Genomic DNA, 26570 nt, shown 5'->3' on the forward strand with positions numbered 1-26570 from the left:
GGTGGCAGCTGGATCCCGGCCTGCGCCGGGATGACGGCGGGCAGGGGCATCACACCAAGGCGCGGGCCTCGTCGGTCATCTCGCCCGACACTTCGGCGGCCTGCAGGATCATGTCGGTGTGCGCGGCGCCCGATGGGATCATCGGGAAGCAGTTGGCGAGCTTCGCCACGCGGCAGTCGACGATGACCGGGCCGGGATAGTCGAGCATCGCGGCGATGCCGTCGTCCAGCGCCGCCGGATCGTCGATCCGGATGCCCTTCCAGCCATAGGCCTCGGCCAACTTCACGAAATCGGGCAGCGAGTCCGAATAGCTGTGCGAGTGGCGGCCCTGATAGGTCAGATCCTGCCACTGGCGGACCATCCCCATATATTCGTTGTTGAGGATGAAGATCTTGACCGGCAGCTCATATTGGCTGGCAGTGCCGAGCTCCTGGATGTTCATCTGGATCGACGCCTCGCCGGCAATGTCGATCACCAGCGCGTCGGGATTGCCGACCTGCGCGCCGATCGCGGCCGGCAGGCCATAGCCCATCGTGCCGAGCCCGCCGCTCGTCAGCCACTTGTTCGGCGCCTCGAAATGGAAATGCTGCGCCGACCACATCTGGTGCTGGCCGACCTCGGTGGTGATGATCGGCGCGCGATGCTTGGTCGCCTCGTACAGGCGACGGATCGCCTGCTGCGGCATGATCTCGGTCGGCGACAGCGGGAAATCGAGGCAGCGCTTGGCGCGCCATTCCTCGATCCGCGCGAACCATGCCGACAGATCCTGCCGCTGGTGCCCGCGCTCGCGCCACAGCCGCGCCATCGCCCGCATGACGAGGCCGACGTCGCCGACGATGCCGAGCTCGGCGCGCACGATCTTGTTGATCGACGAACGGTCGATATCGACGTGGATCTTGCGCGCGTGCGGCGCGAAGGCGTCGAGCCGCCCGGTCACGCGATCGTCGAAGCGCGCGCCCAGCGCCACGATCAGGTCGGCGCGGTTCATCGCGTGATTGGCTTCGTAGGTGCCGTGCATGCCGAGCATGCCGAGCCATTCGGGCGCCGAAGCGGGGAAGGCGCCCAGCCCCATCAACGTCGAGGTGACCGGCGCGCCGGTGAGCGCCTGCAGGTCGCGCAGCGCATCGCTCGCCTCCGGGCCGGCATTGATGATGCCGCCGCCGGTGTAGAAGATCGGCCGCTCGGCCGCCGCCAGCATCTCGACCGCGGTCTCGATCAGCGCTGGATCGGGCTCGCGCTGCGGGTTGTAGCGGTGCGCGGTGGGCGAGGGGCGGCTGATCGCGGCGGCGACCTGCACGTCCTTGGGCAGGTCGATCAGCACCGGGCCGGGGCGGCCGCCGGTGGCGATCGCGAACGCCTCGCGGATCACGCCTTCCAGCTCGGCCGGATCCTTCACCAGATAATTGTGCTTGGTGCAGTGGCGCGTGATGCCGACCGTGTCGCATTCCTGGAAGGCGTCCGATCCGATCAGCGGCGTCGCCACCTGGCCGGTGATGACCAGCATCGGGATCGAATCCATCAGCGCGTCGGTGATGCCGGTGACGGCGTTGGTGGCGCCGGGGCCGGAGGTGACCAGCACGACCCCGCACTTGCCGGTCGAACGGGCATAGCCCTCCGCCGCATGCGCCGCGCCGCCTTCCTGGCGGACGAGGATGTGGCGGATCGCGTCGGGGCGCTCGGCCTGCTTGAACAGAGCGTCGTAGATCGGGAGGACTGCGCCGCCCGGATAGCCGAACACCACCTCGACGCCGAGATCGCGCAGCGTCTCGATCAGGATATCAGCACCGGTCCGTTCGTCGGCCATCGTCGTCGCTCAATCGTGTAGGGAGGGCGGCCGGGTAGACGCGCGGATAATCGCTGTCAACCTTGTGCGCACACAAAATATCCAAATGGCCATGTGATAAGCAACTTAGTTGCGCACATTGGGATATTAGGCGCACAAAAAAGGCCGCGCGAGCGCGGCCTCATCGGTCGGGACGGACAGGGGTCGTCTCAGGCGATGCGAGTCGTTGCGCGACGGCTGCGGGCGACACGCCCGATCAGGCCGAAGCCGACCACCATCATCGCCCACGTCGCGGCCTCGGGCACGGCGCCGACCGTCGAGGTCGGCACCAGTGCGTCGGTGCCGGAATAGGTCGCGAGATGGACCTCGGCATTCTGGTTGAGCACGTTGGCGACGACCGAGCCGGTGATGTTCGAGCTGTTCACGATCGTGGCGTTAGGCGCGAGGATCGAGCCGGTGAAGTTGGCGTTGATCGTCAGCCCGGTCGCGTCGACGAAGTTCCAGATGATCTCGCTCGCGACGGAATCGGCGAGGTTCATGTTGAGCGAATCGACATATTGGCCGCTGCCGGTGACGTTGATGACGACCGGCTCCGTGCTGCCGCCGGCGGTGCCGAGGATCACGTCGAGCGCGCCATTATAGGAAAACAGCGTCGAGGCATCGATCGTGTAGGCGCCGTAGCCGCTGGTCACCTTGCTGAAGTCGAAGGTGATGTTGCTGCCGTTGGTCGCGACAGTGCCGTTGCTCGTCAGGCTGGCGAGAACCGTCGACAGCGAATTGAGATCGGTCTTCATCGTCGCCGCCTGGCTGGCGAGCGACGCGCCGAGATCGGCCGAGCCGCCCGCGGCGATCGTGCTGTCCTTCGCGACGCGGCCATTGCCGGTGTTGCTGCCGCCATAGCTGCCGCCATAGGTGATCGACGGGCCGCCATTGACGTTCTGGAAGCCGGCGAGATTGCCGCCGACCTTCACGCTCCAATTATCCGGATTGACGTTGTTGGTGTAATTCAGGTTCTTGCCGACCACGACCGACTTGGGCTGGCTCGCGCCCGATCCGTTCTGGCCGTCCTGCAGCGTGAAGCTGGTATAGGTGCTGCCCGCCACCGCCAGCGTGGGCCGGCTCGATGCGGTGGCGCCGGCATTGCTGTTGCCCTGGCCGAACGTGGCGTTGCTGTCGCCGGTGGCGCCGGTGGTGGCATAGCCCGATGCGGCGCCGTAGAGCGAACCGCCGACGAACGCCTTGCCCTGCACATGGCTGTTCGAATTGAGGTTGCCGATGGTGATGACGTTGAGCTCGCGCATCATCTCCAGGCCGTCGCGGGCCTGGCCCAGCGTGACGGTGGAGAAGCTGGTGGCGGCGGCCGGGGCGCTCAGCCCGAACACCGTCGCGAGCCCCGCGACGAGCAGCGAACGATTAACCATGTGACCACTCCACTACGCAAAATACAGCTTGCCCCTAGCCCTATCCTTTCGGCTCAACAACGATACGACTCGTCAAAATCTGCAGAAAATTGCGCATTAACCATCATTTTTGATGAGCTGATGGCGCAGCCACGTGCGCTGGCGCTTCGCATAGTTGCGGGTGGCCTGTTTAACCTCGTTAATCGCCGCGGATAGCGCCAGCGTGCCCGCGAGACTGGCGGCGAACGGCGCCACCCCGATCGCGCGCATCACCGGCAGCGCGGGATCGAGCCCGCGCGCGACCAGCGCCGCCACCTCGTCGAGGCCACCGGCCGCGATCATCCGGTCGACCCGCGTATCGCAGCGCGCATAGAGTTCGGCCACCGGCGGATCGATCACCTCGATCGTCAGCGCCACCGCGCCACGGATGCCGCCGACGCGCTCGGTGCGCCAATCCTCGATCGGGCGGCCGGTCGCGCGGATCACCTCCAGCGCGCGCTGAATGCGGCTGGTGTCGTTGGGGTGGAGGCGCGCCGCCGCCGCCGGATCTTCGTTCGTCAGCGCGGCATGTGCCGTCGCGGTCGGCAGCGCGCGCACCTCGGCGCGCACCGCCGGATCGATCTCCGGCACCGGCGCGATCCCGTCGAGCAATGTCCGGATGTAGAGGCCGGTGCCGCCGACGAGGATCGGCAGACGCCCCGCCGCATGCGCCTCGGCGATCGCCGCCTCCGCCTCCGCGGCCCAGTCCGCCGCCGAGCAGGCGTCGGCGCCGTCGCGATGGCCGAACAGGCGGTGCGGCGCGCGCGCCTCCTCGTTCGCGTCGGGACGCGCGGAGAGGATGCGCAGGTCGCGATAGACCTGGGTCGCATCGGCGTTGATGATCGTGCCGCGCGCGTCTTCGGCCAGCGTCAGCGCGCGCGCCGACTTGCCGCTCGCGGTCGGGCCTGCGATGAGCGCCAGCCTCGGCAGGCTTTCCGGATCAGACATGGACATCGCGACCCTGATAGCATCGAACCATCTGTCGCGCGCCGACGTGGACGGCGCGCGCGATGCGCTCGCCGGCGTGGGGGCGATGACGGCCGAACCGGCGTGGATCGACGACGGCATCGCCGTCGATCTGCCGTTCGGCCGGATCGACCGCGCCGCCGCGCGTGCTGCGCTGGAGGGGTTGCTGCCCGGCGTCGACGTGGTCGTCCAGCCGCGCGCGCATCGCGCCAAGAAGCTGCTCGTCGCCGACATGGATTCGACCATGATCACGATCGAGTGCATCGACGAGCTCGCCGATTATGCAGGCATCAAGGCCGAGATCGCCGCGGTTACCGAGCGTGCGATGCGCGGCGAGCTCGATTTCGAGGCCGCGCTCGACGCGCGCGTCGCGTTGCTCAAGGATCTGGACGAAAGCGCGATCGAGCGCTGCCACGCCGAGCGCGTCGTGCTGATGGGCGGCGCGCGCACCTTGATCCAGACGATGAAGGCCAATGGCGCGCGCACCGTGCTGGTCTCGGGCGGCTTCACCGTATTCGCCGATCGCGTGGCGGCTTCGATTGGTTTCGATCGGGCCTTGTCGAATCGGTTGGGGCTCGCCGACGGGCGGCTGACCGGCATCGTCGCGCGCCCGATCGTCGGCGCGGCGACCAAGCAGGCGGTGCTGGAAGAGGAGCGCGCCGCGCTCGGGCTCGATCCGGCCGAGACGCTGGCGGTGGGCGACGGCGCCAACGACATCCCAATGATCCAGGCCGCCGGTCTCGGCGTCGCCTATCACGCCAAGCCCAGGACGGCCGCCGCCGCCGCCGCACGGATCGCGCACGGCGACCTGACGGCATTGCTCTACGCACAGGGCTATGCCCGCGCGGCATGGGTGGATTGAGCGCTCCGCGGCGAGGGCGCCGGACACGCTTGCAACAATCCCGCCGTCGCCTTGGGCTTGAGCCGGGGCCTCGCTGCCTCGGGCTGGCGGTGTCGGGAAAGAGATCGCCGCGATTCGTACTGCGTTACGCGACCCACGCCAATCCGACGATGCCGACGATCTCCATCGGTGATCCGGCGCGAATAGCGAACATGACAAAGAAAAGATGACCCCGAAAAACTCCACCTAATCAGCATCGATGACTAAACTTACGCGAAACTTACAGGTGGTCTGGATTTAATGATGAGACCGCATCTACTTTTAATGAAATTGCTTGACTCGTTATCACGCTACAATAGGCTTTGGACTTGGGTGATATTGATGGCGTGGCTGACATTCTGAAGGCATATTGTCTTCAGGAGGTCTTGTGTGTGCGTTGTCATAACTCTCGTTGCTACTGGGGGAGCTATAGATGGGCAAGGTCGTGAACAGATGCGTCCTGATCGCGTCGGGGATTACAGCTTGCCTGACGACGACGTCGGCGATGGCGGCCGTCACTTATGATGATCTGGCGGTCCTCGTCGCGGCGAACGCGACCGCAACGGGGAAGACTGCGTCCGGTGATGCCGGCGGCACGATCGTCGATCACCCCACTTATTCCAGTCAACCGGTCGACACCAAAGCCAGCGAAACGATCGCCTCAGCGCTCAACGCGCCTTTTTCGGGCTCGCAGTCCGAAGTGACCGGCACGCTTGGCAGTCCGTCTTCCGGCGAATTCGCGATCAATCTTTTTGGATATGAATACCCTTATTATCCCCAGCCCGCCGTCGCGAACGCGACCGGGGCCGCGAATATCGGCTATTATTTCAGCTCGGATACCAAAATACAGATCGACTTCACGTCGACATATCTTTCGCAGTCGCTTGCCCCCAATAATACAATCGGGCAGCTGGTCGTGTTTCAGATCGTCGACGGCACGAAGAAGATTCGCTATGACAGCACGACGCAACTTCCTTTTCAGTTCGGCGCTGCAAACGCCACGTATCAAACGAGCATTCTCGATGCTGGCGAATATGAGATCTTCGCAGCGTTCAGCGGACTGACCAATAACGGAAACACATACACAACCGATCTGTTCGGGGTCGAATCGGACCTGAAGTTCGATGTCCAGTCGATCGGCGGCCCTGTGCCCTCCGCCGTGCCCGAGCCCGCGTCGTGGCTGATGGCGCTGTGCGGCTTCGCGATGTGCGGCGCGGGAACACGACGAACGCGGCTTGCGGCACGATCCGCCTGATCGGTTTCTTCGGAATGCCGATGGTTCAGTGGTCCAGCCACGCATCGGCGTAGCGCACCGTCCCCGAGACGCCCGCGAGCGCGCCGGGGGTCAGCGGCATGATCATGCAGTTCGGCGCCGGCGCGTCGAACGGCAGGATGATCGGATAGCGGGCGAGCGGCCGATAGCCGAACCTCGGATAATAATCGGCATTGCCGACCAGCACGATCGCGCCGAAGCCGCGTTCGGCGGCCTGGCGGTGCGCCGCATCGACGAGGCGCGTGCCGATGCCGCGCGATTGCCATTCGGGCACCACCGACAGCGGCGCCAGCGCCAGCACCGGCATGCTCGATCGCTCGCTCTGGATGTGCGCCCTGGTCAGCAGGACATGGCCGACGCCCGCGCCGTTCACCGCGGCCAGCAGGGATAGCGCGGGGATGAAAGCGTCGCTTTCGCGCAACCGCTCGATCATCAGATGCTCGCGCCGATCGCTGTGCGGAACCGCTGCATAGGCCCGACGCACGATGTCGCCGATCGTCGGGCCGTCCTCCGGTCGTTCAGCGCGGATCGCGATCGCGGGGTCCATCGCGCCCCTGTACGTCCTCCGCGGCGTTGTGGCGATGTAGCGGCGCAGGCAGGCCCCGAAACCGCGCGCGGGCTCGTTCGTTACGGATGAAGAACATGGGAGATTGATATGCTGTTTCCGATCCTCGTCGTCCTCCTCATCATCCTGCTGATCGGCGGTCTGCCCGCATGGCCGTACAGCACCGATTGGGGCTATTATCCGAGCGGTGGCATCGGCCTGCTGCTGGTGATCCTCGTCATCATCCTGCTGACCCGCCGGCGATAGATGGGGTCGGGGCCGTCGGCCCGGGCGCGAACGAAAAGCGAACATATCGCTTGCAAAGTAGGATTTGGCGGGTCAGATGGTCAGGCTCCCGACCATATAGGAGCCATCGCCATGATCCGTTCGCATCATCCGTTCGCGATATTCGGCCGGACCTGTAGTGCCGATGATGACCGTCCCGCCCGATCGGCGTGCAGCCGCTGCGGCGTGGTGAGAAGGGGTGCCCACCCCTGACGTAGCGTCACCTTCGTCACCTTCCGCACCGCGCGGCAGTGCTCCGGCGCGGCGTCGGTCAGGTCGGTCGCGCGGCTAGGGCGCCAGTGCGAAGCAGGCGCCGCCGGCGGCGTGGATCTGGCGGCAGAGCGACTCGGCCGCACGGCGATCGGCGAGGCCGCCCGCCTGCAGTCGCTGAACGCCGGGGCTCGCCTGCACGACGCGCTGGTCGAACTGGCGGAGCGCCGGCACCTTGCGCACCAGCCGATCCCAGTCGCCGCGCGCGCGATCGGCCGAGGCATAGGCGCCGAGCTGGACGCGCCACGCCCCGCCCGCAGCCGGCTGGGGCGATGCAGCAGGCGGCGGCGCGGCGCGTGGCGCGCTTGGTTCGGTGCTGGCCCCGGAAGTCACGGGTGCAATCGTGCGCGCCGTTGGCGATGATGCCACGGGCGTCGCGGTGTGGCTGGATGGCGGCGGTTCGTTCGCCAGCGCGGTGGACAGGCGCGTCGCGGCCGGGCTCAGCCGGCGGATCGGAGGCAGCGTCGTCAGGATCGTCTCGGCCTTGGCCTTGTCGCCGGGCAGCAGATATTTATCCATGACGATCAGGCTCTTGCGCGCCGGCATCACCCCCGCTTCGGCCGCCCGCATCATCTGGGCGTAAGCGAGCGGCCAGTCGCGCGCGACATAGTCGCCGTTGAAGTGCGCGGTGCCGAGCAGGTAGAAGGCGCGCGGATCGCCGCGTGCTGCCGCCTTCTCGATATAGGGCATCGCCTCCGATCGCTGGCCGGCGGCGAACAGCAGGAAGCCGACCGTGTCCGATGCGTCGGCATGGCCGAGCGCGGCGGCGCGCTTGTACCACATGATCGCCGCCTCGCGGTCGGCCGGGGCGCCCTTGCCGGTGCGCAGCGCTTCGGCCAGCGCGAACTGCGCGTTGGCATCGCCGCTCCCCGCCGCGATCCGGGTTTCCGCCAGCGGATCGACCGCCGCCACCACCGGCGCGGCGGCGACCAGCAGCGCGGCGAGGGCGAGCAGCAGCCTCACGCCAGCGTCACTCCGCCCTTGATCGTGCGCAGCACGCGGCCCTGCACCGGCAGCCCGTCGAACGGCGTGTTGCCGGCGGCGGCGACCATCGCGTCCGAGGTGATCCGCCACGGCGCATCCGGGTCGACCAGCAGGATGTCGGCTTCCGCGCCCACGTCGAGCCGGCCGCCGGGCAGGCCGAACAGCCGCGCGGGGGCGCCGGCGAGCAGGTCGAACAGGCGCACCAGATCGATCAGCCCGTCGCGCACCAGCACGAGCGCGAGCGCGAGCAATGTCTCCGCGCCGGCCATGCCCGGTTCGGCATCGGCGAAGGGCAGGCGCTTGGCTTCCGGCCCCTGCGGATCGTGCCCCGAGCAGATCAGGTCGATCGTGCCGTCGGCGACCGCATCGAGGCAGGCACGCCGGTCGGCCTCGTCGCGCAGCGGCGGCGACAGCCGGCCGAAGGTGCGGAAGCCGGTGACCGCGCTGTCGGCGAGCAGCAGATGCGCCGGGCTGATGCCGCAGCTCACCGGCAGCCCGCGCTTCTTGGCGTCGCGCACCAGCGCGAGCCCGCGCGCGGTCGTCACCTGGCGGAAATGGAGCGGCGCGCCGGTCGCCTCGACCAGTAGCAGGTCGCGCGCGATCGCCAGCGCCTCGGCCTGCGGCGGTGCGGCGGCGAGGCCGAGCCGCGTCGCGGTCTCGCCCTCGGTCATCACTGCGTCGGCGGCGAGCCCGCCATCCTCGGCATGCGCGACGAGGCGCAGCCCCTGCGCGCCGGCATAAGCGAGCAGGCGGTACATCACGCCCGAATCGGCGATCCAGCCGCGCCCGGTCGCCGCCCCGCACGCACCGGCGGCGCGCATCAATCCGATCTCGGCGAGTTCCTGCCCCTCCAGCGCGCGCGTCGCGGCGGCGAGCGGGTGGACCCACACGCCCGGCTTGCCCGATGCGGCGGCGCGCAGGATCAGCGCCGTATTGTCGAGCGGCTGCGCCTGATCGGGCATCAGCAGGATGCGGGTGATGCCGCCCGCGGCGAAAGCCGGGCCGTCGACCGCGAACACGCCGACGTCGATCAGGCCGGGGCCGATCAGCGCGCCGCGCGCGTCGATGCGGCTGACGCTTTCGGGCACGTCGAAGCCGCCTATCGCGGCGATATGCCCGTCCCGGACGAGCACGCCGCCGCTGCCGCCATCGGCGAAGCGGCCGTTGAGGATCGCAAGATCGCTCACCATGCACCCCGCCGCGTGCGCGTCAGCACGTCGAGGCACGCCATGCGCACGGCGACGCCCATCTCGACCTGTTCGGGAATGGCGGAGCGATCGATATCGTCGGCGACGCTGCTGGCGATCTCGACCCCGCGGTTCATCGGGCCGGGATGCATCACCAGCGCGTCGGGCGCGGCCTTCGCCAGCCGCTCGGGCGTGAGGCCGTAGAGCGCATGATATTCGCGCAGCGACGGCACGAACCCGCCCGACATGCGCTCGCGCTGCAGCCGCAGCATCATCACCACGTCGGCGCCGTCGAGGCCGGCGTCGAAATCGGTGAACGGCGTTACCCCCATCCGCTCGATCGCGGCGGGCAACAAGGTGGGCGGCCCGACGACGCGGACGTCGGCGCCCAAGGCGGTCAGCGTCAGGATGTTCGACCGAGCGACGCGGCTGTGCAGCACGTCGCCGCAGATCGCGACCGTCAGCCCCTCGACCCGCCCCTTGCGGCGGCGGATGGTGAGCGCGTCGAGCAACGCCTGCGTCGGATGCTCGTGTCGCCCGTCGCCGGCATTGAGCACCGGGCAGTCGACCTTGTCGGCGATCAGTTGCACCGCGCCCGACGCATCGTGGCGGATCACGATCAGATCGGGCCGCATCGCGTTGAGCGTGATCGCGGTGTCGATCAGCGTCTCGCCCTTCTTCACGCTCGATTGTGCCACCGCCATGTTGACCACGTCGGCACCGAGCCGCTTGCCCGCGATCTCGAAGCTCAGCAGCGTCCGGGTGCTGTTCTCGAAGAAGGCGTTGATCTGCGTCAGCCCGCGCAGCCGGTCGTCATGCTTGCTCGCCTGGCGGTTAAGCGTCACCCACTGCTCCGCCTCGTCGAGCAGGAACAGGATCTCGTGCGGCTGCAGGCCGTAAATGCCGAGCAGATGGCGGTGCGGGAATGGCAGCCCCGCGCGGTCGTCAGGGATACGATGGCTCGGGGCAGGCATGAGGCCGTTTCCTAGCCGTGACGACCGCCAAGCTCAAGCCGAGGCCAGACCATCGATCGCACCCTGCAAGATGTAGGCCGCCGCCAGCTTGTCGACCAGCTCGGCGCGGCGGGCGCGGCTGGCGTCGGCGGCGATCAATGTGCGGGTGACGGCGGCGGTCGACCAGCGCTCGTCCCACAGTAGGATCGGCAGGCCGAGATCGGCGACGTTGCGGGCGAAGGCGCGCACCGATTGGGTGCGCGGGCTGTCGCTGCCGTCGAGGCTGAGCGGCAGCCCGATCACCATGCCGCGCACCGATTGGCGCGCGAGCAGGTCGCGCAGGATCGCGCGATCGACGCTGAACTTGGCGCGGCGGATCGTCTCGGCCGGGCTCGCGATCGTCCAGCCGGCGTCGCAGAAGGCGATCCCGATCGTCTTGGTGCCGACGTCGAGCCCCGCCAGCCGCCCGCGTTCGGGCAGTGCCATGGCAAAGGCGGCGGCATCGGCGCCGATCATCGCGCCGCGCCCAGCCGCGTCGCCACGTCGGCGCGCAGGTTCGCCCAGAACAAGGCGTAATCGAACACGTGGTAATTGTTGCCGGGCAGGACGTAGGCGCCATAGCCATCCGGCGGCGGCCCGATCAGCAGCAGCCCCTGCGGCGAGCAGCGCGCGGGGACGAGGCCGGGCTTGAGCGTCGCGGCGCGATAATCGGCATCGGGCACCAATGCGCCGCGATTGGCCGATGCGGGTGCGGCGCCGCCGGCCGCGCCGGTCAGCGGGTTGACGCACAGCATCGCGGTGCCCGCGCGCGGCCGGCCGGTGAAGCCGGTGCCGTGCAGGAAGTAAGGCGCGATCAGGCGCGGATCGGCCGGCTCGGCGAAGCTCTGATAGGCGACGATGCAGCCGCGCTGGTCGGGACGGTCGCATGCGGGAAAGCCGAGCGCGGGCAGATCGGCAGCGGTCGAGATCGGCCAGCCGATCGCATAGATGGCGGCGATGCGCGCCGCGATCGGCCGGCCCGCCACCTTTTCGCGCAACAGCCGCAGCAGGTGAAGCGCACCTTGGCTGTGCCCCGCCAGCACGATCGGCGCATCCGTCGGCGCGGCGGCGAGGAACGCATCGAAGGCGCGCGCCACGTCGGCATAAGCGAAGTCGAGCGCCTGGTTCGCGCGCGGATCGCCCGGCACGAGGAAGGCGCCGAGCGTCGCCTGGCGATAGCGCGGCGCCCAGATCGCGCCGGCACCGTTGAAGACGCTCGCCTGGCTGCGCGCGAACAGGACGAGGCGGGCGTTCGCCGACGCATCGTCGATCGGGGCGTTCCAGCGGTCGCGACCGAGATAGGTGGTGGGCGGCAGATAGAAGATCGCGGCACGTCGGCTCGGTGCCGCCGCCGTGCCGGGGGGTGTCCAGCGGCTGGGATCGTCGGGCAGATCGGGACGCGACAGCCATGCGGCGGACCGCGCATAATCGGGCGAGGTCGTGGCGGGCAGCGGCGCGAACGGGGCGGACGGTACGAACGCCAGCCGCATCAACCGATCCTGGAACAGCGCCCAGCCGAGCCCGACCGCCAGCAGCAGGCCGATGACGATCGCGATCAGGTAGAGGAAGCGGCGGGCGGGCATGATAGGCGATGGCATCCGGACAGGGACGCCCGCCATAAGCCGCCACGTCCGCCCCCGCCATGCCTCGTGATGATGCCCGCGTTCGATGCGTCAGGGCGCGCCCATCATGCCGAGCCGGCATTCGTCGCAGATCGTCGCTGCTTCGGGCAGTGCGGTCGTGCACAGATGGCACGCGCCCGGCGTTCCGGCCCAGAGCCCCCTGAGCCGCCGCCAGCATCGCGACAGAATGCGCATTCCGCGATCGAAACGCCGATCGAGGGCGCTGCGTCGCGGCGCTGCAGGCCAGCATAGCCCGCGAGCTGCAGGATTCATCGAAGTCCCCCCTTACGTCCACCGAACGTAGCGCGCTGTCGGCCGCCCGCACGGGGCGATCGTATCCGTTTCGGAGGCGAGCGGGCCGCAGTCGCGACCGATGCGGCACGAACCGCCATGCTTGATGCGGCACGGGCACGATGCTAGCCGCGCTTCATGTCCGTAGACGCCGCCGCCGTGCGCAAGATCGCCAGCCTGGCCCGTATCGCCGTCACCGAAGCCGAGGTCGACGCGATGACGGGGGAGCTCAACAACATCCTCGGCTGGGTCGAGCAATTGGGGGAGGTCGATACCGACGGCATCGAACCGCTCGCCGCCGTCATCCCGAACCAGCTGCGCCTGCGCGACGACGTCGTGACCGATGGCGGCATCCGCGACGACGTGTTGGCGAACGCCCCGCAGGCGGAACATGGCTTCTACGCCGTGCCGAAGGTGATCGAATGATGGCGGATCGGCATCATTCGATCATCCCCGCGCAGGCGGGGATCTCGCACGGTCAGGAGCAGGCACGATGAGCGGTCTCACCGATCTCGGCGTCGCCGCCATTCGCGACGGCTTCCGCGAGGGTGATTTTTCGGCGCGCGAAGTGGCCGAGGCGTTCAACGCCGCCGTCGCCGCGGCCAAGCCGCTCAACGCCTTCATCGTCGAGACGCCCGAGCATGCGCTCGCCGCCGCCGATGCGGCCGATCAGGAGCGCGCCGACGGATCGGTGCGGCCGTTGTCGGGCGTGCCGCTCGGCATCAAGGATCTGTTCTGCACCGCCGGCGTGCAGACCACCGCCGCCAGCCACATGCTCGAAGGCTTCGTGCCGCCCTATGAATCGACCGTCACCGAGCGGCTGTTCCTCTCGGGCGCGGGCATGCTCGGCAAGCTCAACCTCGACCAGTTCGCGATGGGCTCGTCGAACGAGACGAGCGCGTTCGGCGACGTGTTGAGCCCGTGGCGCTCGAAGACCGGCGGCAATGCCGCGCTCACGCCCGGCGGCTCGTCGGGCGGCAGCTCGGCGGCGGTCGCGGCGCGGATCGCGCCGGGCGCGACCGGCACCGACACCGGCGGCTCGATCCGCCAGCCCGCCGCCTTCACCGGCATTTCGGGCATCAAGCCGACCTATGGCCGCTGCTCGCGCTGGGGCGTGGTCGCCTTCGCCTCCAGCCTCGATCAGCCGGGCGCGATGGCGCGCGACGTGCGCGACTGCGCGATCATGCTCGAGGCGATGAGCGGCTTCGATCCCAAGGACGCGACCTCGCTCAAGCTTGACGTGCCGGCGTGGGAAAATAATCTCTCGTCCGATCTGCGCGGCCTGCGCGTCGGCGTGCCGAAGGAATATCGCGTCGACGGCATGCCCGCCGAGATCGATGCCCTGTGGGAGCGCGGCATCGCCTTCGCGCGCGACGCGGGCGCGGAGATCGTCGAGGTCAGTCTGCCGCACACCAGATATGCGCTGCCGACCTATTACATCATCGCGCCGGCGGAGGCGTCGTCCAACCTCGCCCGCTACGATGGCGTGCGCTACGGCCTGCGCGACCTGCCCGAGGGCGCGAACCTGCAGGACATGTACGCCGCCACGCGCGCCGACGGCTTCGGCGCCGAGGTGAAGCGCCGCATCCTGATCGGCACCTACGTGCTGTCGGCGGGCTTCTACGACGCTTATTACACCAAGGCGCAGAAGGTGCGGGCGCTGATCGCGCGCGATTTTGAGCGCGCCTTCGAGACGTGCGACGTGCTGCTGACGCCGACCGCGCCGTCGGCCGCGTTCGCGCTGGGCGAGAAGAGCGCCGATCCGCTGGCGATGTACCTCAACGACGTGTTCACGGTGCCGTCGAGCCTCGCCGGGCTGCCGGCCATGTCGGTGCCGGGCGGGGTCGATGCGGGCGGGCTGCCGCTCGGCCTGCAGATCATCGGCCGGCCGCTCGACGAGCAGGGCGTGCTCAACGCCGCGCTCGCGATCGAGGAGCGCGCGGGCTTCACCGCGCGGGCGGAGAAGTGGTGGTAACGCCAGCCTGAGCTGAATCCGTTCGCTCGGCACGAACGGACGCTGGCTCACCCCGGCCCGTGCCGGTTGGCATCGCCGCCGCCGCGCGCCAGCACCGTGTCGCCGACGAACGGGTTGTTCGCCCGCTCATGCCCGAAGCGCGACATCGGGCCGTGACCGCAAATGAAGGCGGTGTCGTCGCCCAGCGGCCACAGCTTCTGCGTGATCGCCGCGATCAGCTCGGCATGGTTGCCGCGCGGGAAATCGGTGCGGCCGATCGATCCCTGGAACAATACGTCGCCGACCAGCGCCAGCTTCGACGGTGCGTGGTGGAACACGACATGGCCGGGCGTGTGACCGGGGCAGTGATAGACGTCGAGCACCAGCGCGCCCACCGTCACCTGGTCGCCATCCTCCAGCCAGCGGGTCGGCTCGAACGGGCGCGCGTCGATGCCGAAGCGCGGCGCATTCTCGTGCAATTTGGCGATCCAGAACAGGTCTTCGCGCTGCGGCCCTTCGACCGGCACGCCGAGCTCGGCCGCGAATTCGGCGACGCCGCCGCAATGATCGGCATGGCCGTGCGTCACCAGCAATTTCTCGATCGCGACGCCCGCCTGCGCGGCAGCGGCCTTGATCCGTGGCAGCTCACCGCCGGCATCCACCACCGCGCCGCGCATGGTGCGCGTGCACCAGATCAATGTACAATTCTGCTGGAACGGTGTGACCGGGATGATGGCGGCGCGGAGCGGAGGTTCAGCAGTCATGCGGCGGAGATGGCGCGCAGCCGCGCCGCCCGCAAGCGCGATCCCGAACCAAAGCCAAGCGGCGGCGTTGTCGCGGCAGATGTGAAAGGATGATCGATGTCGGGATTGAAGCGGGTCGCCTTTGCGGCGGTGGTGGCAATGGCGGCGATGCCGGCGCTGGCGGCGCCGATGTCCACGGCCGAATATCTCGCCAAGGCCGGCGCGAGCGACCTGTTCGAGCGCGAGTCGGCCGAGGTCGTGCTCGACGGCACGAAGAACAAGGAGGTCGGCACGTTCGCGCAGATGATGCTCGCCGATCATGCGCAGAGCACGCAGCTGGTGATGCAGGCCGCGGCGCAATCGGGCTTCCATCCGCTGCCGCCATCCTTGTCGGCCAAGCAGTTGCGCATGCTCGCCGACCTGAAGGATGCGAAGGGCGAACATCGCGACGCGGTCTATATTGAGCAGCAGCGCGACGTGCATGACGAGGCGCTGAAGCTGCAACAGGATTATGCGCTCGGCGGCGGCGTGCCCGCGGTCAAGGCCGCCGCTGCGCGGATCGTGCCGGTGGTGCAGCAGCATATCACCCTGCTGCAGGCGATGCCGGTGATGTGAATCGTGGCGGGCATGCTGGAGCCGGTGCGCCGATGCGCCTAGGAAGGCGCGATGAGCGGGCAAACCTCGGACATTGTCGTGACGATGCACTTCGATCCGATGATCGGGATCGTCGATCTGCAGGAGCGGATCGACGATCTGAGTCGGGAGGCGGCGTCGCGCGGCTTCGGCTTCGATCGGCACGGTGCGCGCAACGAGCTGCACGCCGCGACCTTCCGGCTGCCGGGCATGTCGATCATCCGGCTGGCGGCCAGCCCCGGCGGCGCGATCGCGATCGAGGCGCGTCCGGCGTCGTAGCGGTTGCCGCCGGCGGAACGACCGGCGTATAGCGCGCCGCGTTCCTGCACCTGACTAATCGGAAGATCGCCCCATGAGCCTCATCTCGGCCGCGCTCGGTCGCATCAGCCCCTCGCCCACGCTGGCGATGACGAGCCGCACGCTGGAGCTGAAGGCGCAGGGGATCGACGTGATCGGCCTCGCCGCGGGCGAGCCCGATTTCGATACGCCCGATTTCGTCAAGGATGCCGCGATTGCGGCGATCCGCGCCGGCAAGACCAAATATACCAATGTCGACGGCACCGCCGAGCTGAAGGCCGCGATCGTCGCCAAGTTCAAGCGCGACAACGGGCTCGACTACACGCCCGGCCAGATCAGCGTGAACGTGGGCGGCAAGCACACCTTGTTCAATGCGCTGGTCGCCACGGTCGAGGCGGGCGACGAGGTGATCGTGCCCGCGCCTTACTGGGTGTCGTATCCCGATATCGTTCAATATTGCGGCGGCACCCCAGTGTTCATCGCCGCCGGGGCCGACCAGGGCTACAAGCTCACGCCCGCGCAGCTCGATGCCGCGATCACGTCGCGCACCAAGTGGCTGATCCTGAATTCACCCTCCAACCCGACCGGCGCGGCTTATTCGGCCGACGAGCTGAAGGCGCTGGGCGAGGTGCTGCTGCGCCATCCGCACGTCTGGGTGATGGCCGACGACATGTACGAGCACATCACCTACGGCGACTTCCGCTTCGCGACGATCGCGCAGGTGGTGCCCGCGCTCTACGAGCGGACGCTGACGGTCAACGGCTGCTCCAAGGCCTATGCGATGACCGGCTGGCGCATCGGCTTCGCCGGCGGCCCGGTGCCGCTCATCAAGGCGATGGCGAAGCTGCAGTCGCAATCGACCTCCAACCCCTGCTCGATCGCGCAGGCGGCAGCGGTGGCGGCGCTCAACGGCCCGCAGGATTTCCTCGCCGAGCGCAACGCCGCGTTCCTGACGCGCCGTGATCTCGTCGTGCGGATGCTGAACGACGTCGAGGGCATCCATTGCCCGACGCCCGACGGCGCCTTCTACGTCTATCCCGACGTGAGCGGGCTGATCGGCAAGGCGACACCCGCCGGCAAGACGATCGCCAGCGACGACGAGCTGATCGACTATTTCCTCGACGAGGCGCGCGTGGCGGCGGTGGCGGGCAACGCCTTTGGCCTCTCGCCGGCGTTCCGCGTCAGCTATGCGACCTCGGATGCGGCGCTGACCGAGGCCTGCACCCGCATCCAGGCGGCCTGCGCCGCGCTGCGCTGAGGAGCAAACAACACCGTTCGGGGTGAGGAGAGGCTGAGCCTGTTGAAGCCTCGTCTCGAACCACAGGCCCTTCGAGACGGCATTTCGACGTTGCTCAATGCCTCCTCAGGACGAACGGATACCGAGGCACACGATCGGCAGCCACTCGCGGTTCAGGCGAGGCATCCTATATCCGCTTCAAAGACTTGGAGCGGATCATATGGCGCGCGTCACCTCGCATCTTCTCGCCGGCGCAGCAGCGCTCGGCCTCGGCTACGCGCTGATCGGCGGCGCGTCGGCGCTGTCGGCGGAGGCGGTGGTGCATGCGCCCGCGCCGCTCGTCACCGCGCCCGCCACGACCAATTCGGAAACCGCGATCTTCGCCGGTGGCTGTTACTGGGGCGTGCAGGGCGTGTTCCAGCACGTGAAGGGCGTAACGAGCGCGGTGTCGGGCTTCACCGGCGGCGTGGCGGGCACCGCGACCTATGATCGCGTGTCGGACGGCGATACCGGCCATGCCGAATCGGTCCGCGTTACCTTCGATCCGCGCGTCGTCTCCTATGCCGAGTTGCTGCGCGTCTATTTCTCGGTCATCACCGATCCGACCGAGCTCAACCGCCAGGGCCCGGACGAGGGCACGCAATATCGCTCGGCTTTGTTCCCGACGAGCCCGGCGCAGGCCAAGGTCGCACGTGCCTATCTCGCCCAATTGTCGCAGGCGAAATTGTGGCCCGCGCCGATCGTGACCCGGCTCGAGCCGCTCAAGGCTTTCTATCCCGCGCCGGCCTATCATCAGGATTACCTGACGCGGCACCCCGACGCGCCGTATATCGCCTATAACGACATGCCGAAGGTGAAGGCGCTGAAGGCGATGTATCCGCAGCTCTGGCGCGAGCAGCCGGTGCTGGTGAAGGGGTAGAATCGAGCGACATTTAACCCTGTCGTGCTCCTGCGCAAGCAGGAGCCCAGGGCTTTCACGTGCAGGGCCCTCCACCTGGGCTCCTGCTTGCGCAGGAGCACATTAGAATTTCCGCGCGCGCCAGCTCTGTTGCTGGGTGTCGATCGGCTCTAGGCCGCCAGCGGGAAGCGCAGCATCCGGTCGTCGACCGGCACCAGCGCCTGCGCCGCACGGCCGACGATGCGCACGATCGCCGGGTCGCCCGCATCCATCCCGCCGGTCAGGGCGCCCAGCGCCGGCAGGATCAGCTTCGTCCCGCTTGCGACGAAGCAGCGCCGCGCGACGTTGCGGCCGCGCACCGTCAGCCGCAATTTGGGGTGGAAGTGGCCCGAAAGCTCGGGGCGGACGTCGCGCGGGTCCGCCTCGTGGCGCAGGACGAGGCCATCGACCTCCGCTTCCTCGACCACGTCGCCGCCGCAATGGTCGACCAGCCCGGCATCATGGTTGCCGGTGATCCACGTCCAGCGCGTGCTGTGCGTCAGGCCGATCAGCCGCGCGCGGGCGTCGGCCGGCAGCCGCTCGCAGCCATGCCGGTCGTGGAAGCTGTCGCCGAGGCACCAGATCTCGCGCGCGCCGGTCGCGACGCGCAGCGCATCGAGCTCGTCGAGCGTCGCGATCGAATCATAAGGCGGCAGCATCTGGCCACCGCGCGCATACCAGCTCGCTTTTTCCAGATGCAGATCGGCCACCAGCAGCGCCGACCGTGCCGGCCAATAGAGCGCGCCCGATCCGACCGCCGCCAGTTCGACCCCGCCGAAGGTGAAGGGGGCCAGCCGCACGCTCAATCGCGGCGCACCAGCGTGCCCGCGCCCTGCTTGGTGAAGATCTCGACCAGCATTGCGTGCGGCACGCGCCCGTCGAGGATGACGGCCGCGTCGACCCCGCCCTCGACCGCGTCGATGCAGGTCTGCAGCTTGGGGATCATGCCCCCATAGATCGTGCCTTCGCCCTGCAGCTTGGCGATGCCGGCGGGCGTCAGGTCGGTGACGAGGCGCTTGTCCTGGTCGAGCACGCCGGGCACGTCGGTCAGCAGGAACAGCCGCTCCGCCCCCGTGGCGATGGCGAGCGCGCCCGCCATCGTGTCGGCGTTGATATTGTAGGTCTGGCCGTCCGGTCCGACGCCGATCGGCGCGACCACCGGGATCATGCCGGCGCGGCTGATCGTGTCGAGCAGGCGGGTGTCGACGTCGTCGGGCTCGCCGACGAAGCCGAGATCATGCTCGCCCAGCACCTTCGACACGGTGACGAGCCGCCCGTCCTTGCCTGATATGCCGACCGCGCGCCCGCCCTCGGCGGCGATCCACGACACGATCTCCTTGTTGATCGAGCCGGACAGGACCATCTCGGCGACCTTCATCGTCGCCGCGTCGGTGACGCGCAGCCCGTTGACGAAGCGGCTCTCGATCCCCTGCGCCTTGAGCGCGGCGCCGATCTGCGGGCCGCCGCCATGGACGACGATCGGATTGATGCCGACCGCCTTCAGCAACACGACATCCTCGGCGAAATCCTCGGCCGCGTCGGGATCGCCCATCGCATGCCCGCCATATTTCACGACGAAGGTGCTGTTGGCGTAGCGCTGCAGATAGGGCAGCGCCTCGGACAGCGTCTCGGCCTTGGCGAGCAGCGCGGGATCGGGGCGGTAATCGGTCATGCCCGCGCCGATAAAGCGGTTTGTTGCGAAGGGAAACCGGCTTGCTGGCGCGACGACGCGATGATGCGCGGCCTGTCGTCGCGCGACCGGGCGGTGTACCGACGGGCCTGCCCCTTTTGTGCTGGATACCGATCATGTCGCGACCGCCGCTGCCGCCATTCACCGCCGAAACCGCGGCGCAGAAAGCGCGCATGGCCGAGGATGCGTGGAACAGCCGCGATCCCGCGGCGGTGGCGCAGGCCTATACGCCCGACAGCGTCTGGCGGAACCGCGCCGAATTCTTGACCGGGCGCGAGGCGATCGTCGCCTTCCTCACCCGCAAATGGGCGCGCGAGTTGGACTATCGCCTGATCAAGGAGCTGTGGGCGCATGACGGGCGGCGCATCGCCGTGCGCTTCGCCTACGAATGGCGCGACGACAGCGGCAGCTGGTTCCGCTCCTACGGCAACGAGAATTGGGAGTTCGACGATGCCGGCCTGATGGCGCGGCGGATCGCGTCGATCAACGACCGCCCGATCGCGTCCGCCGAGCGCCTGTTCCACTGGCCGCTCGGGCGCCGGCCGGACGATCATCCGTCGCTCGGCGAGCTCGGCCTCTAGGATGCCGCGCGCGGCGCAGCGTCCAGCCGCCGGCCGAGCGCCACGAACAGATAGATGAGCGGGGGCACCAGCACCGCCGACAGCGTGACCTTCGCCAGCATCTGCCCGACGAGCAACTCGCCGATCGGGAAGATGCCGAGGAACGCGATCGTGACGAACAGCAACGTGTCGATCACCTGCGAGACCATGCTGGCGACGGCGGCGCGCAGCCACAGCAGGCGCGCGCCCTCGCTCCCCTTCAGCCGGCTGAAGATCATCACGTTCAGCGTCTGCGAGATGCCGTAGGCGATGATGCCGCCCAGCCAGATGCGCGGCGTGGAGCCGATCATCAAGGTGAAGGCGCCGATCCGCGCCGGATCCATGCTCGGCGACGCGGGCAAAGCGAGCACGATCAGCGACAGCAGCAGCGAGACGATCAGCGGCACGAACCCGATCCGCACGAGCTGGTTGGCGGCGGCGCGCCCGTGCAATTCCGCCACAGCGCTCGATGTCACGACGAGCAGCAGGAAGGCGAAGATGCCGGCCTCGACCGCGAGCGGGCCGAGGGCCACCTGCTTGTTGCCGAGCACGCCGGCGATGCAGACCATGCCGCCGTAGAAGATCGAGAAAGCGAACAGCGACTTGGAATAGCCGGGAGCGGGCGACTGCATCGCGCCGACGGTAACGGCTGGCGTGCCGCTGTCCACGCGAAAAACCGCTTGAAGCTGACGCTGCGTCATCCGCTACGACTCGGGCGATGGAACAGCCGATCGACATTTCGCAGGTGGTGCGCACGACCGGCCTCAGCGCCCGCGCGCTCCGCTTCTACGAGGCGCGCGGGCTCGTGCGGCCGCTGCGCACCGCATCGGGGCGGCGGCTCTACGGCGCGGGCGAGCTGGCGCGGCTGCACCGCATCGTCACGCTCAAGGCGGCGGGGTTCAGCCTCGCCGATATCGGCCGGCTGCTCGATCGGCGGCCGGTCGACCTTGCCGGGCTGATCGCGGCGCAGCTGGCGGCGCTCGACGATAAGGCCGCCGAGATCGCCGAGGCGCGCCGCCTGCTCCAGTCCGTTCAGTCCCGCATCGGCCGAGGCGAGCCGCTCGATGTCGCGACCCTCTGCTCGCTGATCCGAACCGGAGACCAGACGATGACCGAAAGCAATTGGAAGGCGGTCGCCGACCGCTATTTCACCCCCGAGGAGAAAGCCGAATGGGCGGCGCGCATGCCGCCGTCGGCCGAGTTCGATCCCGCCGATTATGCCCGTCGCTGGCAGGAACTGGGCGGCCGTATCACCGCCGCGCTGCCGCTCGATCCCGGCGCGCCAGAGGCCGAGGGCTTCGTGCGCGAATGGTTCGCCTTGCTCGAGCCGTTCTCGCGCGTCGCCACGCCCGACATGTGGCAGAAGTCGGCCGGGCTGTACGAACGCATGCCCGAATGGGAGGGGCAGGCCGATCCGGGCTTTTCGTCCGAAGTGTGGCGCTTCATCAACGACGCCGCCACCCGCATGCGCGCGGCGGGCAAGGATGTCGGGCCGCTGCCGGCGCATCTGACGGCGGGAGCTGAGCCTCAGCGCGTCGGCACCGGCTCCGCGCCCGCATAATCATAGAAGCCGCGGCCGGTCTTCCGCCCCAGCCAGCCCGCCTCGACATATTTGACGAGCAGGGGGGCGGGGCGGAACTTGGGGTCGCCGGTGCCCTCCTGCATCACGCGCAGGATTTCGAGGCAGGTGTCGAGCCCGATGAAGTCGGCGAGCGTCAGCGGCCCCATCGGATGGTTGAGGCCGAGGCTGACGCCCGCATCGATGTCGCGCACGTTGGCGACGCCCTCGCCCAGCGCGAAGATCGCCTCGTTCAGCATCGGCAGCAGCACGCGATTGACGACGAAGCCCGGCGCGTCGTTGGCATGGACCACCGTCTTGCCGAGCGAGCGTGCGAACGCCTCGACCCGCGCGACCGTCGCGTCGGACGTGGCGAGCCCGCGGATGAGCTCGATCGGCTTCATCACCGGCACCGGGTTGAAGAAATGGACGCCCATGAAACGCGCCGGATCGGGCGTGGCCTGCGCCAGCCGCGTGATCGGGATGGACGAGGTGTTGGTCGCGAGGATCGCGTCGGGGCCAAGCGCCTTCGCCACCTCGGCGAAGATCGCGCGCTTCACCGCCTCGCGCTCGGTCGCGGCCTCGATCACGAGCGCGGCCTCGGCCATGGCGGCGAGGCTGTCGACGGCCTCGATCCGGTCGAGCGCGGCGTCGCGATCGGCGGCGGCGATCTGCTCCTTCTCGACCGCGCGGGCGAGGCGCTTGGCGACGCCGGTCTTGCCCTTGTCGGCGACGTCGCGGCTGACGTCGGACAGCAGCACGCGATAGCCCGCCTGCGCCGCGACCTGGGCGATGCCTGCACCCATCTGCCCCGCGCCGATGACGCCGATCGTGTCCATCCGTTCTTCTCCGTTCGCCCTGAGGAAGCATTGAGCTTGGCGAAATGCCGTCTCGAAGGGTGGGTCAGGTGGTTCGAGACGAGGCTTCGGCTTCGCTCAGCCTCTCCTCACCACGAACGGGGGAGATTTGTCCATCACGGCGCGATCGGCTCGGGCACGGCCTCGGCGAGGATCAGCGAGAACAGGCCGTCGGGGTCGATCCACTCGCGCAGCGGCGTCCATCCACCGGCGGCGAGCAATTGCCGCGCCGAGCGATCCGAATATTTGTGGCTGTTCTCGGTGTGGATCGTCTCGCCCGCATGCATTGCGAAACGGCGCCCGGCGATGACGAAGGACAGGTCGTGCGTCGCCTCGAGATGCATCTCGATCCGCGACCAGGTGTCGTTCCACACCGCGCGATGGCGGAAGGCATCGGCCGGCACATCGGCGCCGAGTTCGCGGTTGATGCGGTGGAGCAGGTTGAGGTTGAAGCGCGCGGTCACGCCCGCGGCATCGTCATAGGCGCGCTCCAGCACGTCAACATCCTTCACCCGGTCCATGCCGATCAGCAGCATCGCGCTTTCGCCCATCGTCGCGACCATGCCGCGCAGCAGGTCGACCCCCGTGCGCGGCACGAGGTTGCCGATGGTCGATCCGGGAAAGAAGCCGAGCTTGGGCAGGCCGGCCACTTCGGGCGGCAGCGCCACCGGGCTCATGAAATTGGCCTCGACCGGCAAGACCGGCAGGCCGGGAAAAGCTTGCGCCAGGCCGGCGGCGGATTCGCGCAGGAACTCGCCCGAAATGTCGATCGGCACATAGGCCGACGGCGCGATGCTCGACAGCAGGCGCGGCGTCTTGGTCGACGAGCCCGAGCCGAACTCGACCACCGCGCGGCCTGCACCCGCGACCGCGCCGACCTCGGCGCAATGCGTCTCCAGCAGCCGCGTCTCGGTGCGGGTGGGATAATATTCGGGGAGGCGGGTGATCTCCTCGAACAATTGCGAGCCGGCATGATCGTAGAACCAGCGCGCCGGGATCGCCTTGCGCGGCCCGGCGAGCCCCGTCAGCACGTCGGCGAGGAAGGCGGGATCGGCGTTGCGGCCCGCGGCCACCGCGAGATCGTCGTCGCGCAGCATGTCAGAGATCCTTGGCCAGCCGCACGCCGGTGAACTGCCAGCGCTGGTGCGGGTAGAAGAAGTTGCGATAGCTCGCGCGGCTGTGGCCGCGCGGGGTGGCGCAGGAGGCGCCCTTCAGCACGGCCTGCCCGCTCATGAACTTGCCGTTATATTCGCCGACCGCACCTTCGACCGGGCGGAAGCCGGGGAAGGGCAGGAAGGCGCTGCTCGTCCATTCCCAGACGTCACCGAACATCTGATGCGCCGAGTCGCTGCGGATCGCCGCGCGCGGGCGCACCGGCCCGGCGGTGTCGAGCTGGTTGCCTGCCAGCGGATCGAGCGCCTGCGCCGCCACTTCCCATTCGGGCTCGGTCGGCAGGCGTGCGCCGGCCCAGCGCGCATAGGCATCCGCCTCGTAATGCGAGACGTGGGTGACAGGGGCGGCGGGATGGACCGGGTGGAGGCCGTCGAGCGCGAAGGCCAGCCAGTTTTCGGGCTTTTCGTCGGCCGAAGTTGAGGAAGTTGAGGATTGCGCGCGCACGCCTTCACGACGCCAGTAGAGCGGGGCCGCGATCGCCTCGCGCTTCACCCACGCCCAGCCGTCGGCCAGCCACAATTCGGGCCGACGATAGCCGCCATCGGCGATGAAGCCGCAATATTCGGCGTTGGTCACCAGCCGATCGGCCAGTGCGTGCGGATGGAGCAGCACCGCGTGGCGCGGCCCCTCGCAATCGAAGGCGAAGCCGGCGCCGTCATGGCCGATCGCGGCGATGCCCTCGCGCCCCGGCAGCCAGCGGATCGGGCCGGGCACGGGTGCGGGGCGGGGGCGTGGCTCGGCCCATACGGCCGGGTCGAGTGGGTTGGCCGCGAAGCTGGCGAGGATATCGGTCAGCAGCAATTCCTGATGCTGCTGCTCGTGATTGATCCCCAGTCGCACCAGCGCGTGCGCGGCGGGCGGGAGATTGGGCAGCGCAGTGACGACGGCCTCGTCCACCGCCGCGCGCCACGCGAGTATCTCGCCGAGCGACGGCCGGCTGAGCATGCCGCGCCGGTCGCGCGCGTGGCGTGCGCCCTCGGCCTCGTAATAACTGTTGAACAGGAAAGCGAAGCGCTTGTTGAATGCGCGATAGCCCGGCACGTGATCGCGCAGCACGAACGTTTCGAAAAACCATGTCGTGTGGGCGAGATGCCATTTGGCGGGCGAGGCATCGGGGTGCGGCTGGATCGTCGCATCCGCATCGGACAGCGGCGCCGCCAGCGCCGCCGAAAGCTGGCGGGTATAATTGAACAGACCGGCAAGGTCCGCTTCGCATGCAAGCAGCTCGGCGCGTGCAGCCATGATTACCCCCTCGACCATCCCCGGCCGTGAACAACCTGCGAACAAAGATAAGGTTGCGTGCCCGACGGGCAAGGCCGGGACGCATGATTTCGAGATTGTTGACTAAATCAACCTTCTGTGATGAATGACGGCGATGGACGATTCAATCGACGCCATCCGCCGCTTCAACCGCTTCTTCACGCGCCATGTCGGCGCGATCGACGCGCATTTCCTCGGCAGCGATCTCAACCTCCCCGAGGCGCGGCTGCTGTTCGAGATCGCGACGCGCGCGCCGGTGCTGGCGCGGGTGCTGCAGAACGCGCTCGGGCTCGATCGCGGCTATCTCAGCCGGACGATCGCACGGTTCGAACGGCGCGGCTGGATCGTGCGCGATCGGGTGGCGGGCGATGCGCGCGTCCGGCCGATCCGCCTCTCCGCCGATGGTCGCGCGCTGTTCGAGACGATCGACGCGCGCCAGCGGGCGGCGGTGGCGGCGGACCTCGATCGACTGGGCGGCGTCGAGCGCGACGATCTGGTCGCGGCGCTCGCGCGGGCGCGACTGCTGCTCGATCCCGCATCGGGCGGGCCGTTCACGCTGCGCACCTTCCGGATCGGCGATGTCGGCCACATCATCGCGCGCCAATCGGTGCTTTATGCCGCCAGCCACAATTGGGGCCGCGCGCTCGAACTGATCGAGGCGGAGACGGTCGCCGCCTTCCTGCGCGATTTCAAACCCGGCCGCGAGCAATGCTGGGTGGCGGAGATTGACGGGGTGATGGCCGGTGCGGTGCTGGTGACCGACGAGGGCGAGGGCATTGCGCGGCTGCGGCTGCTCCACGTCGAGCCATTCGCGCGGCGCCGCGGCATCGGCGACGCGCTGGTGCGCCAGTGCATCGACTTCGCCTCCGCGATCGGCCAGCGCGAGATCGTGCTGTGGACGCATACCGTGCTGGCGGATGCGCGCCGGCTGTATGCGCGCCACGGCTTCGATTGCATCGCCACGGCGATCCACCACGCCTTCGACGCGCCGGTCCATGGCGAGACGTGGCGGCTGGCGCTGGCGGATGCGGGTTAGAAAAACCCGCGCGCCCCGTTCGCCCTGAGGAGGCGCTGAGCGACGTCGAAGTGCCGTCTCGAAGGGTTCCGCGCCAGGTG

The 26570-nt window shown here is 68.6% G+C and carries 28 protein-coding genes; 12 read left to right on the forward strand and 16 right to left on the reverse strand.

The genetic code is table 11. The annotated features are described in order from the left end of the window. Window positions 1–49 precede the first annotated feature (49 nt). From ilvB to miaA, 3 genes are all read right to left on the reverse strand, one after another. A complete protein-coding gene (ilvB, locus tag K8P63_RS01070) occupies window positions 50–1804 on the reverse strand; it encodes a biosynthetic-type acetolactate synthase large subunit (RefSeq protein WP_223798047.1) in 1755 nt (584 codons plus the stop codon). Window positions 1805–1992: 188 nt separating this feature from the next. Next, window positions 1993–3204, reverse strand: coding sequence for a collagen-binding domain-containing protein (locus K8P63_RS01075; protein ID WP_223798048.1), 1212 nt, complete (start codon window positions 3202–3204; stop codon window positions 1993–1995). A 96-nt stretch (window positions 3205–3300) separates the two neighbouring features. Further along, entirely contained in the window at window positions 3301–4170 is an 870-nt protein-coding gene (gene miaA, locus K8P63_RS01080) for a tRNA (adenosine(37)-N6)-dimethylallyltransferase MiaA (RefSeq protein WP_223798049.1), read from the reverse strand. Here miaA and serB point away from each other — a divergent pair. Both serB and K8P63_RS01090 read left to right on the forward strand, forming a co-directional pair. Then, a complete protein-coding gene (serB, locus tag K8P63_RS01085; RefSeq protein WP_223798050.1) occupies window positions 4169–5050 on the forward strand; it encodes a phosphoserine phosphatase SerB in 882 nt (293 codons plus the stop codon). The genes miaA and serB overlap by 2 nt on opposite strands. A 451-nt stretch (window positions 5051–5501) precedes the next feature. Beyond that, window positions 5502–6323, forward strand: a complete 822-nt coding sequence (locus K8P63_RS01090) for a PEP-CTERM sorting domain-containing protein (protein ID WP_223798051.1) — start codon at window positions 5502–5504, stop codon at window positions 6321–6323. Window positions 6324–6348: 25 nt separating this feature from the next. Here K8P63_RS01090 and K8P63_RS01095 read toward each other — a convergent pair whose 3' ends face one another. After that, on the reverse strand, window positions 6349–6888 hold the full coding sequence (locus K8P63_RS01095; RefSeq protein WP_223798052.1) for a GNAT family N-acetyltransferase: 540 nt from the start codon (window positions 6886–6888) through the stop codon (window positions 6349–6351). A gap of 108 nt (window positions 6889–6996) precedes the next feature. Between K8P63_RS01095 and K8P63_RS01100 the strand changes: the two genes are divergently transcribed. Further along, window positions 6997–7152 (forward strand): DUF3309 family protein, encoded by a 156-nt coding sequence (locus K8P63_RS01100; RefSeq protein ID WP_223798053.1) that lies wholly within the window; start codon window positions 6997–6999, stop codon window positions 7150–7152. 306 nt (window positions 7153–7458) lie between these two features. Here K8P63_RS01100 and K8P63_RS01105 read toward each other — a convergent pair whose 3' ends face one another. Genes K8P63_RS01105 through K8P63_RS01125 form a run of 5 tightly spaced genes read right to left on the reverse strand, consistent with a single transcriptional unit; the run spans window position 7459 to window position 12201 of the window. After that, a complete protein-coding gene (locus tag K8P63_RS01105; RefSeq protein WP_223798054.1) occupies window positions 7459–8403 on the reverse strand; it encodes an SPOR domain-containing protein in 945 nt (314 codons plus the stop codon). Continuing rightward, window positions 8400–9614 (reverse strand): dihydroorotase, encoded by a 1215-nt coding sequence (locus K8P63_RS01110; RefSeq protein ID WP_223798055.1) that lies wholly within the window; start codon window positions 9612–9614, stop codon window positions 8400–8402. The genes K8P63_RS01105 and K8P63_RS01110 overlap by 4 nt, the downstream gene beginning before the upstream one ends. Next, complete coding sequence (locus K8P63_RS01115) at window positions 9608–10585, reverse strand: aspartate carbamoyltransferase catalytic subunit (protein WP_223798056.1); 978 nt, start codon at window positions 10583–10585, stop codon at window positions 9608–9610. The genes K8P63_RS01110 and K8P63_RS01115 overlap by 7 nt, the downstream gene beginning before the upstream one ends. Before the next feature lie 33 nt (window positions 10586–10618). Then, window positions 10619–11080 (reverse strand): Holliday junction resolvase RuvX, encoded by a 462-nt coding sequence (ruvX, locus tag K8P63_RS01120; protein WP_223798057.1) that lies wholly within the window; start codon window positions 11078–11080, stop codon window positions 10619–10621. Continuing rightward, window positions 11077–12201, reverse strand: coding sequence for a DUF3089 domain-containing protein (locus K8P63_RS01125; protein ID WP_223798058.1), 1125 nt, complete (start codon window positions 12199–12201; stop codon window positions 11077–11079). Before K8P63_RS01125 ends, ruvX begins: the two co-directional genes overlap by 4 nt. A 453-nt stretch (window positions 12202–12654) precedes the next feature. Between K8P63_RS01125 and gatC the strand changes: the two genes are divergently transcribed. Then, window positions 12655–12942, forward strand: coding sequence for an Asp-tRNA(Asn)/Glu-tRNA(Gln) amidotransferase subunit GatC (gene gatC / locus K8P63_RS01130; protein ID WP_223798059.1), 288 nt, complete (start codon window positions 12655–12657; stop codon window positions 12940–12942). Window positions 12943–13009: 67 nt separating this feature from the next. Beyond that, window positions 13010–14491 (forward strand): Asp-tRNA(Asn)/Glu-tRNA(Gln) amidotransferase subunit GatA, encoded by a 1482-nt coding sequence (gene gatA, locus K8P63_RS01135; protein ID WP_223798060.1) that lies wholly within the window; start codon window positions 13010–13012, stop codon window positions 14489–14491. 47 nt (window positions 14492–14538) lie between these two features. Here gatA and K8P63_RS01140 read toward each other — a convergent pair whose 3' ends face one another. Next, window positions 14539–15234, reverse strand: a complete 696-nt coding sequence (locus tag K8P63_RS01140) for an MBL fold metallo-hydrolase (protein ID WP_223798061.1) — start codon at window positions 15232–15234, stop codon at window positions 14539–14541. Between the two features lie 96 nt (window positions 15235–15330). Between K8P63_RS01140 and K8P63_RS01145 the strand changes: the two genes are divergently transcribed. The 4 genes from K8P63_RS01145 (at window position 15331) to msrA (ending at window position 18299) form a co-directional block, all read left to right on the forward strand. Next, window positions 15331–15828 carry a DUF4142 domain-containing protein gene (locus tag K8P63_RS01145; protein ID WP_223798062.1) on the forward strand — a complete coding sequence of 166 codons (498 nt, stop codon included), beginning with the start codon at window positions 15331–15333 and terminating at the stop codon, window positions 15826–15828. 51 nt (window positions 15829–15879) lie between these two features. Then, window positions 15880–16125 carry a hypothetical protein gene (locus K8P63_RS01150; RefSeq protein ID WP_223798063.1) on the forward strand — a complete coding sequence of 82 codons (246 nt, stop codon included), beginning with the start codon at window positions 15880–15882 and terminating at the stop codon, window positions 16123–16125. Window positions 16126–16198: 73 nt separating this feature from the next. Beyond that, on the forward strand, window positions 16199–17401 hold the full coding sequence (locus tag K8P63_RS01155; protein ID WP_223798064.1) for a pyridoxal phosphate-dependent aminotransferase: 1203 nt from the start codon (window positions 16199–16201) through the stop codon (window positions 17399–17401). Between the two features lie 199 nt (window positions 17402–17600). Further along, entirely contained in the window at window positions 17601–18299 is a 699-nt protein-coding gene (gene msrA / locus K8P63_RS01160) for a peptide-methionine (S)-S-oxide reductase MsrA (RefSeq protein WP_398288196.1), read from the forward strand. Between the two features lie 149 nt (window positions 18300–18448). Here msrA and pdeM read toward each other — a convergent pair whose 3' ends face one another. Together pdeM and argB are read right to left on the reverse strand one after the other, a co-directional pair. After that, on the reverse strand, window positions 18449–19111 hold the full coding sequence (gene pdeM, locus K8P63_RS01165) for a ligase-associated DNA damage response endonuclease PdeM (protein WP_223799917.1): 663 nt from the start codon (window positions 19109–19111) through the stop codon (window positions 18449–18451). Between the two features lie 8 nt (window positions 19112–19119). After that, on the reverse strand, window positions 19120–19989 hold the full coding sequence (gene argB / locus K8P63_RS01170; protein WP_223798065.1) for an acetylglutamate kinase: 870 nt from the start codon (window positions 19987–19989) through the stop codon (window positions 19120–19122). A 134-nt stretch (window positions 19990–20123) separates the two neighbouring features. Here argB and K8P63_RS01175 point away from each other — a divergent pair, with 134 nt between their 5' ends. Further along, window positions 20124–20588 (forward strand): nuclear transport factor 2 family protein, encoded by a 465-nt coding sequence (locus K8P63_RS01175; RefSeq protein ID WP_223798066.1) that lies wholly within the window; start codon window positions 20124–20126, stop codon window positions 20586–20588. On the opposite strand, the gene K8P63_RS01180 is transcribed toward K8P63_RS01175, so the two are convergent. Further along, complete coding sequence (locus K8P63_RS01180) at window positions 20585–21238, reverse strand: queuosine precursor transporter (RefSeq protein WP_223799918.1); 654 nt, start codon at window positions 21236–21238, stop codon at window positions 20585–20587. The two genes, K8P63_RS01175 and K8P63_RS01180, sit on opposite strands and share 4 nt — an antisense overlap. Before the next feature lie 86 nt (window positions 21239–21324). On the opposite strand from K8P63_RS01180, the gene K8P63_RS01185 reads away from it, so the two are divergent. Continuing rightward, on the forward strand, window positions 21325–22167 hold the full coding sequence (locus K8P63_RS01185) for a MerR family transcriptional regulator (protein ID WP_223798067.1): 843 nt from the start codon (window positions 21325–21327) through the stop codon (window positions 22165–22167). Here the strand turns inward: K8P63_RS01185 and K8P63_RS01190 are convergent. From K8P63_RS01190 to egtB, 3 genes are all read right to left on the reverse strand, one after another. Beyond that, window positions 22134–23003: a 3-hydroxybutyryl-CoA dehydrogenase gene (locus K8P63_RS01190; protein ID WP_223798068.1), complete on the reverse strand. Its 870-nt coding sequence runs from the start codon at window positions 23001–23003 to the stop codon at window positions 22134–22136. The genes K8P63_RS01185 and K8P63_RS01190 overlap by 34 nt on opposite strands. A gap of 134 nt (window positions 23004–23137) precedes the next feature. Further along, window positions 23138–24118: an L-histidine N(alpha)-methyltransferase gene (gene egtD / locus K8P63_RS01195; RefSeq protein ID WP_223798069.1), complete on the reverse strand. Its 981-nt coding sequence runs from the start codon at window positions 24116–24118 to the stop codon at window positions 23138–23140. 1 nt (window position 24119) lies between these two features. Further along, window positions 24120–25436 (reverse strand): ergothioneine biosynthesis protein EgtB, encoded by a 1317-nt coding sequence (gene egtB / locus K8P63_RS01200; protein ID WP_223798070.1) that lies wholly within the window; start codon window positions 25434–25436, stop codon window positions 24120–24122. A 133-nt stretch (window positions 25437–25569) separates the two neighbouring features. On the opposite strand from egtB, the gene K8P63_RS01205 reads away from it, so the two are divergent. Then, window positions 25570–26490, forward strand: a complete 921-nt coding sequence (locus tag K8P63_RS01205; RefSeq protein WP_223798071.1) for a bifunctional helix-turn-helix transcriptional regulator/GNAT family N-acetyltransferase — start codon at window positions 25570–25572, stop codon at window positions 26488–26490. The last annotated feature ends 80 nt before the right edge of the window (window positions 26491–26570 follow it).

Source organism: Sphingomonas nostoxanthinifaciens, assembly GCF_019930585.1.
Taxonomy (GTDB): Bacteria; Pseudomonadota; Alphaproteobacteria; order Sphingomonadales; family Sphingomonadaceae; genus Sphingomonas_I; species Sphingomonas_I nostoxanthinifaciens.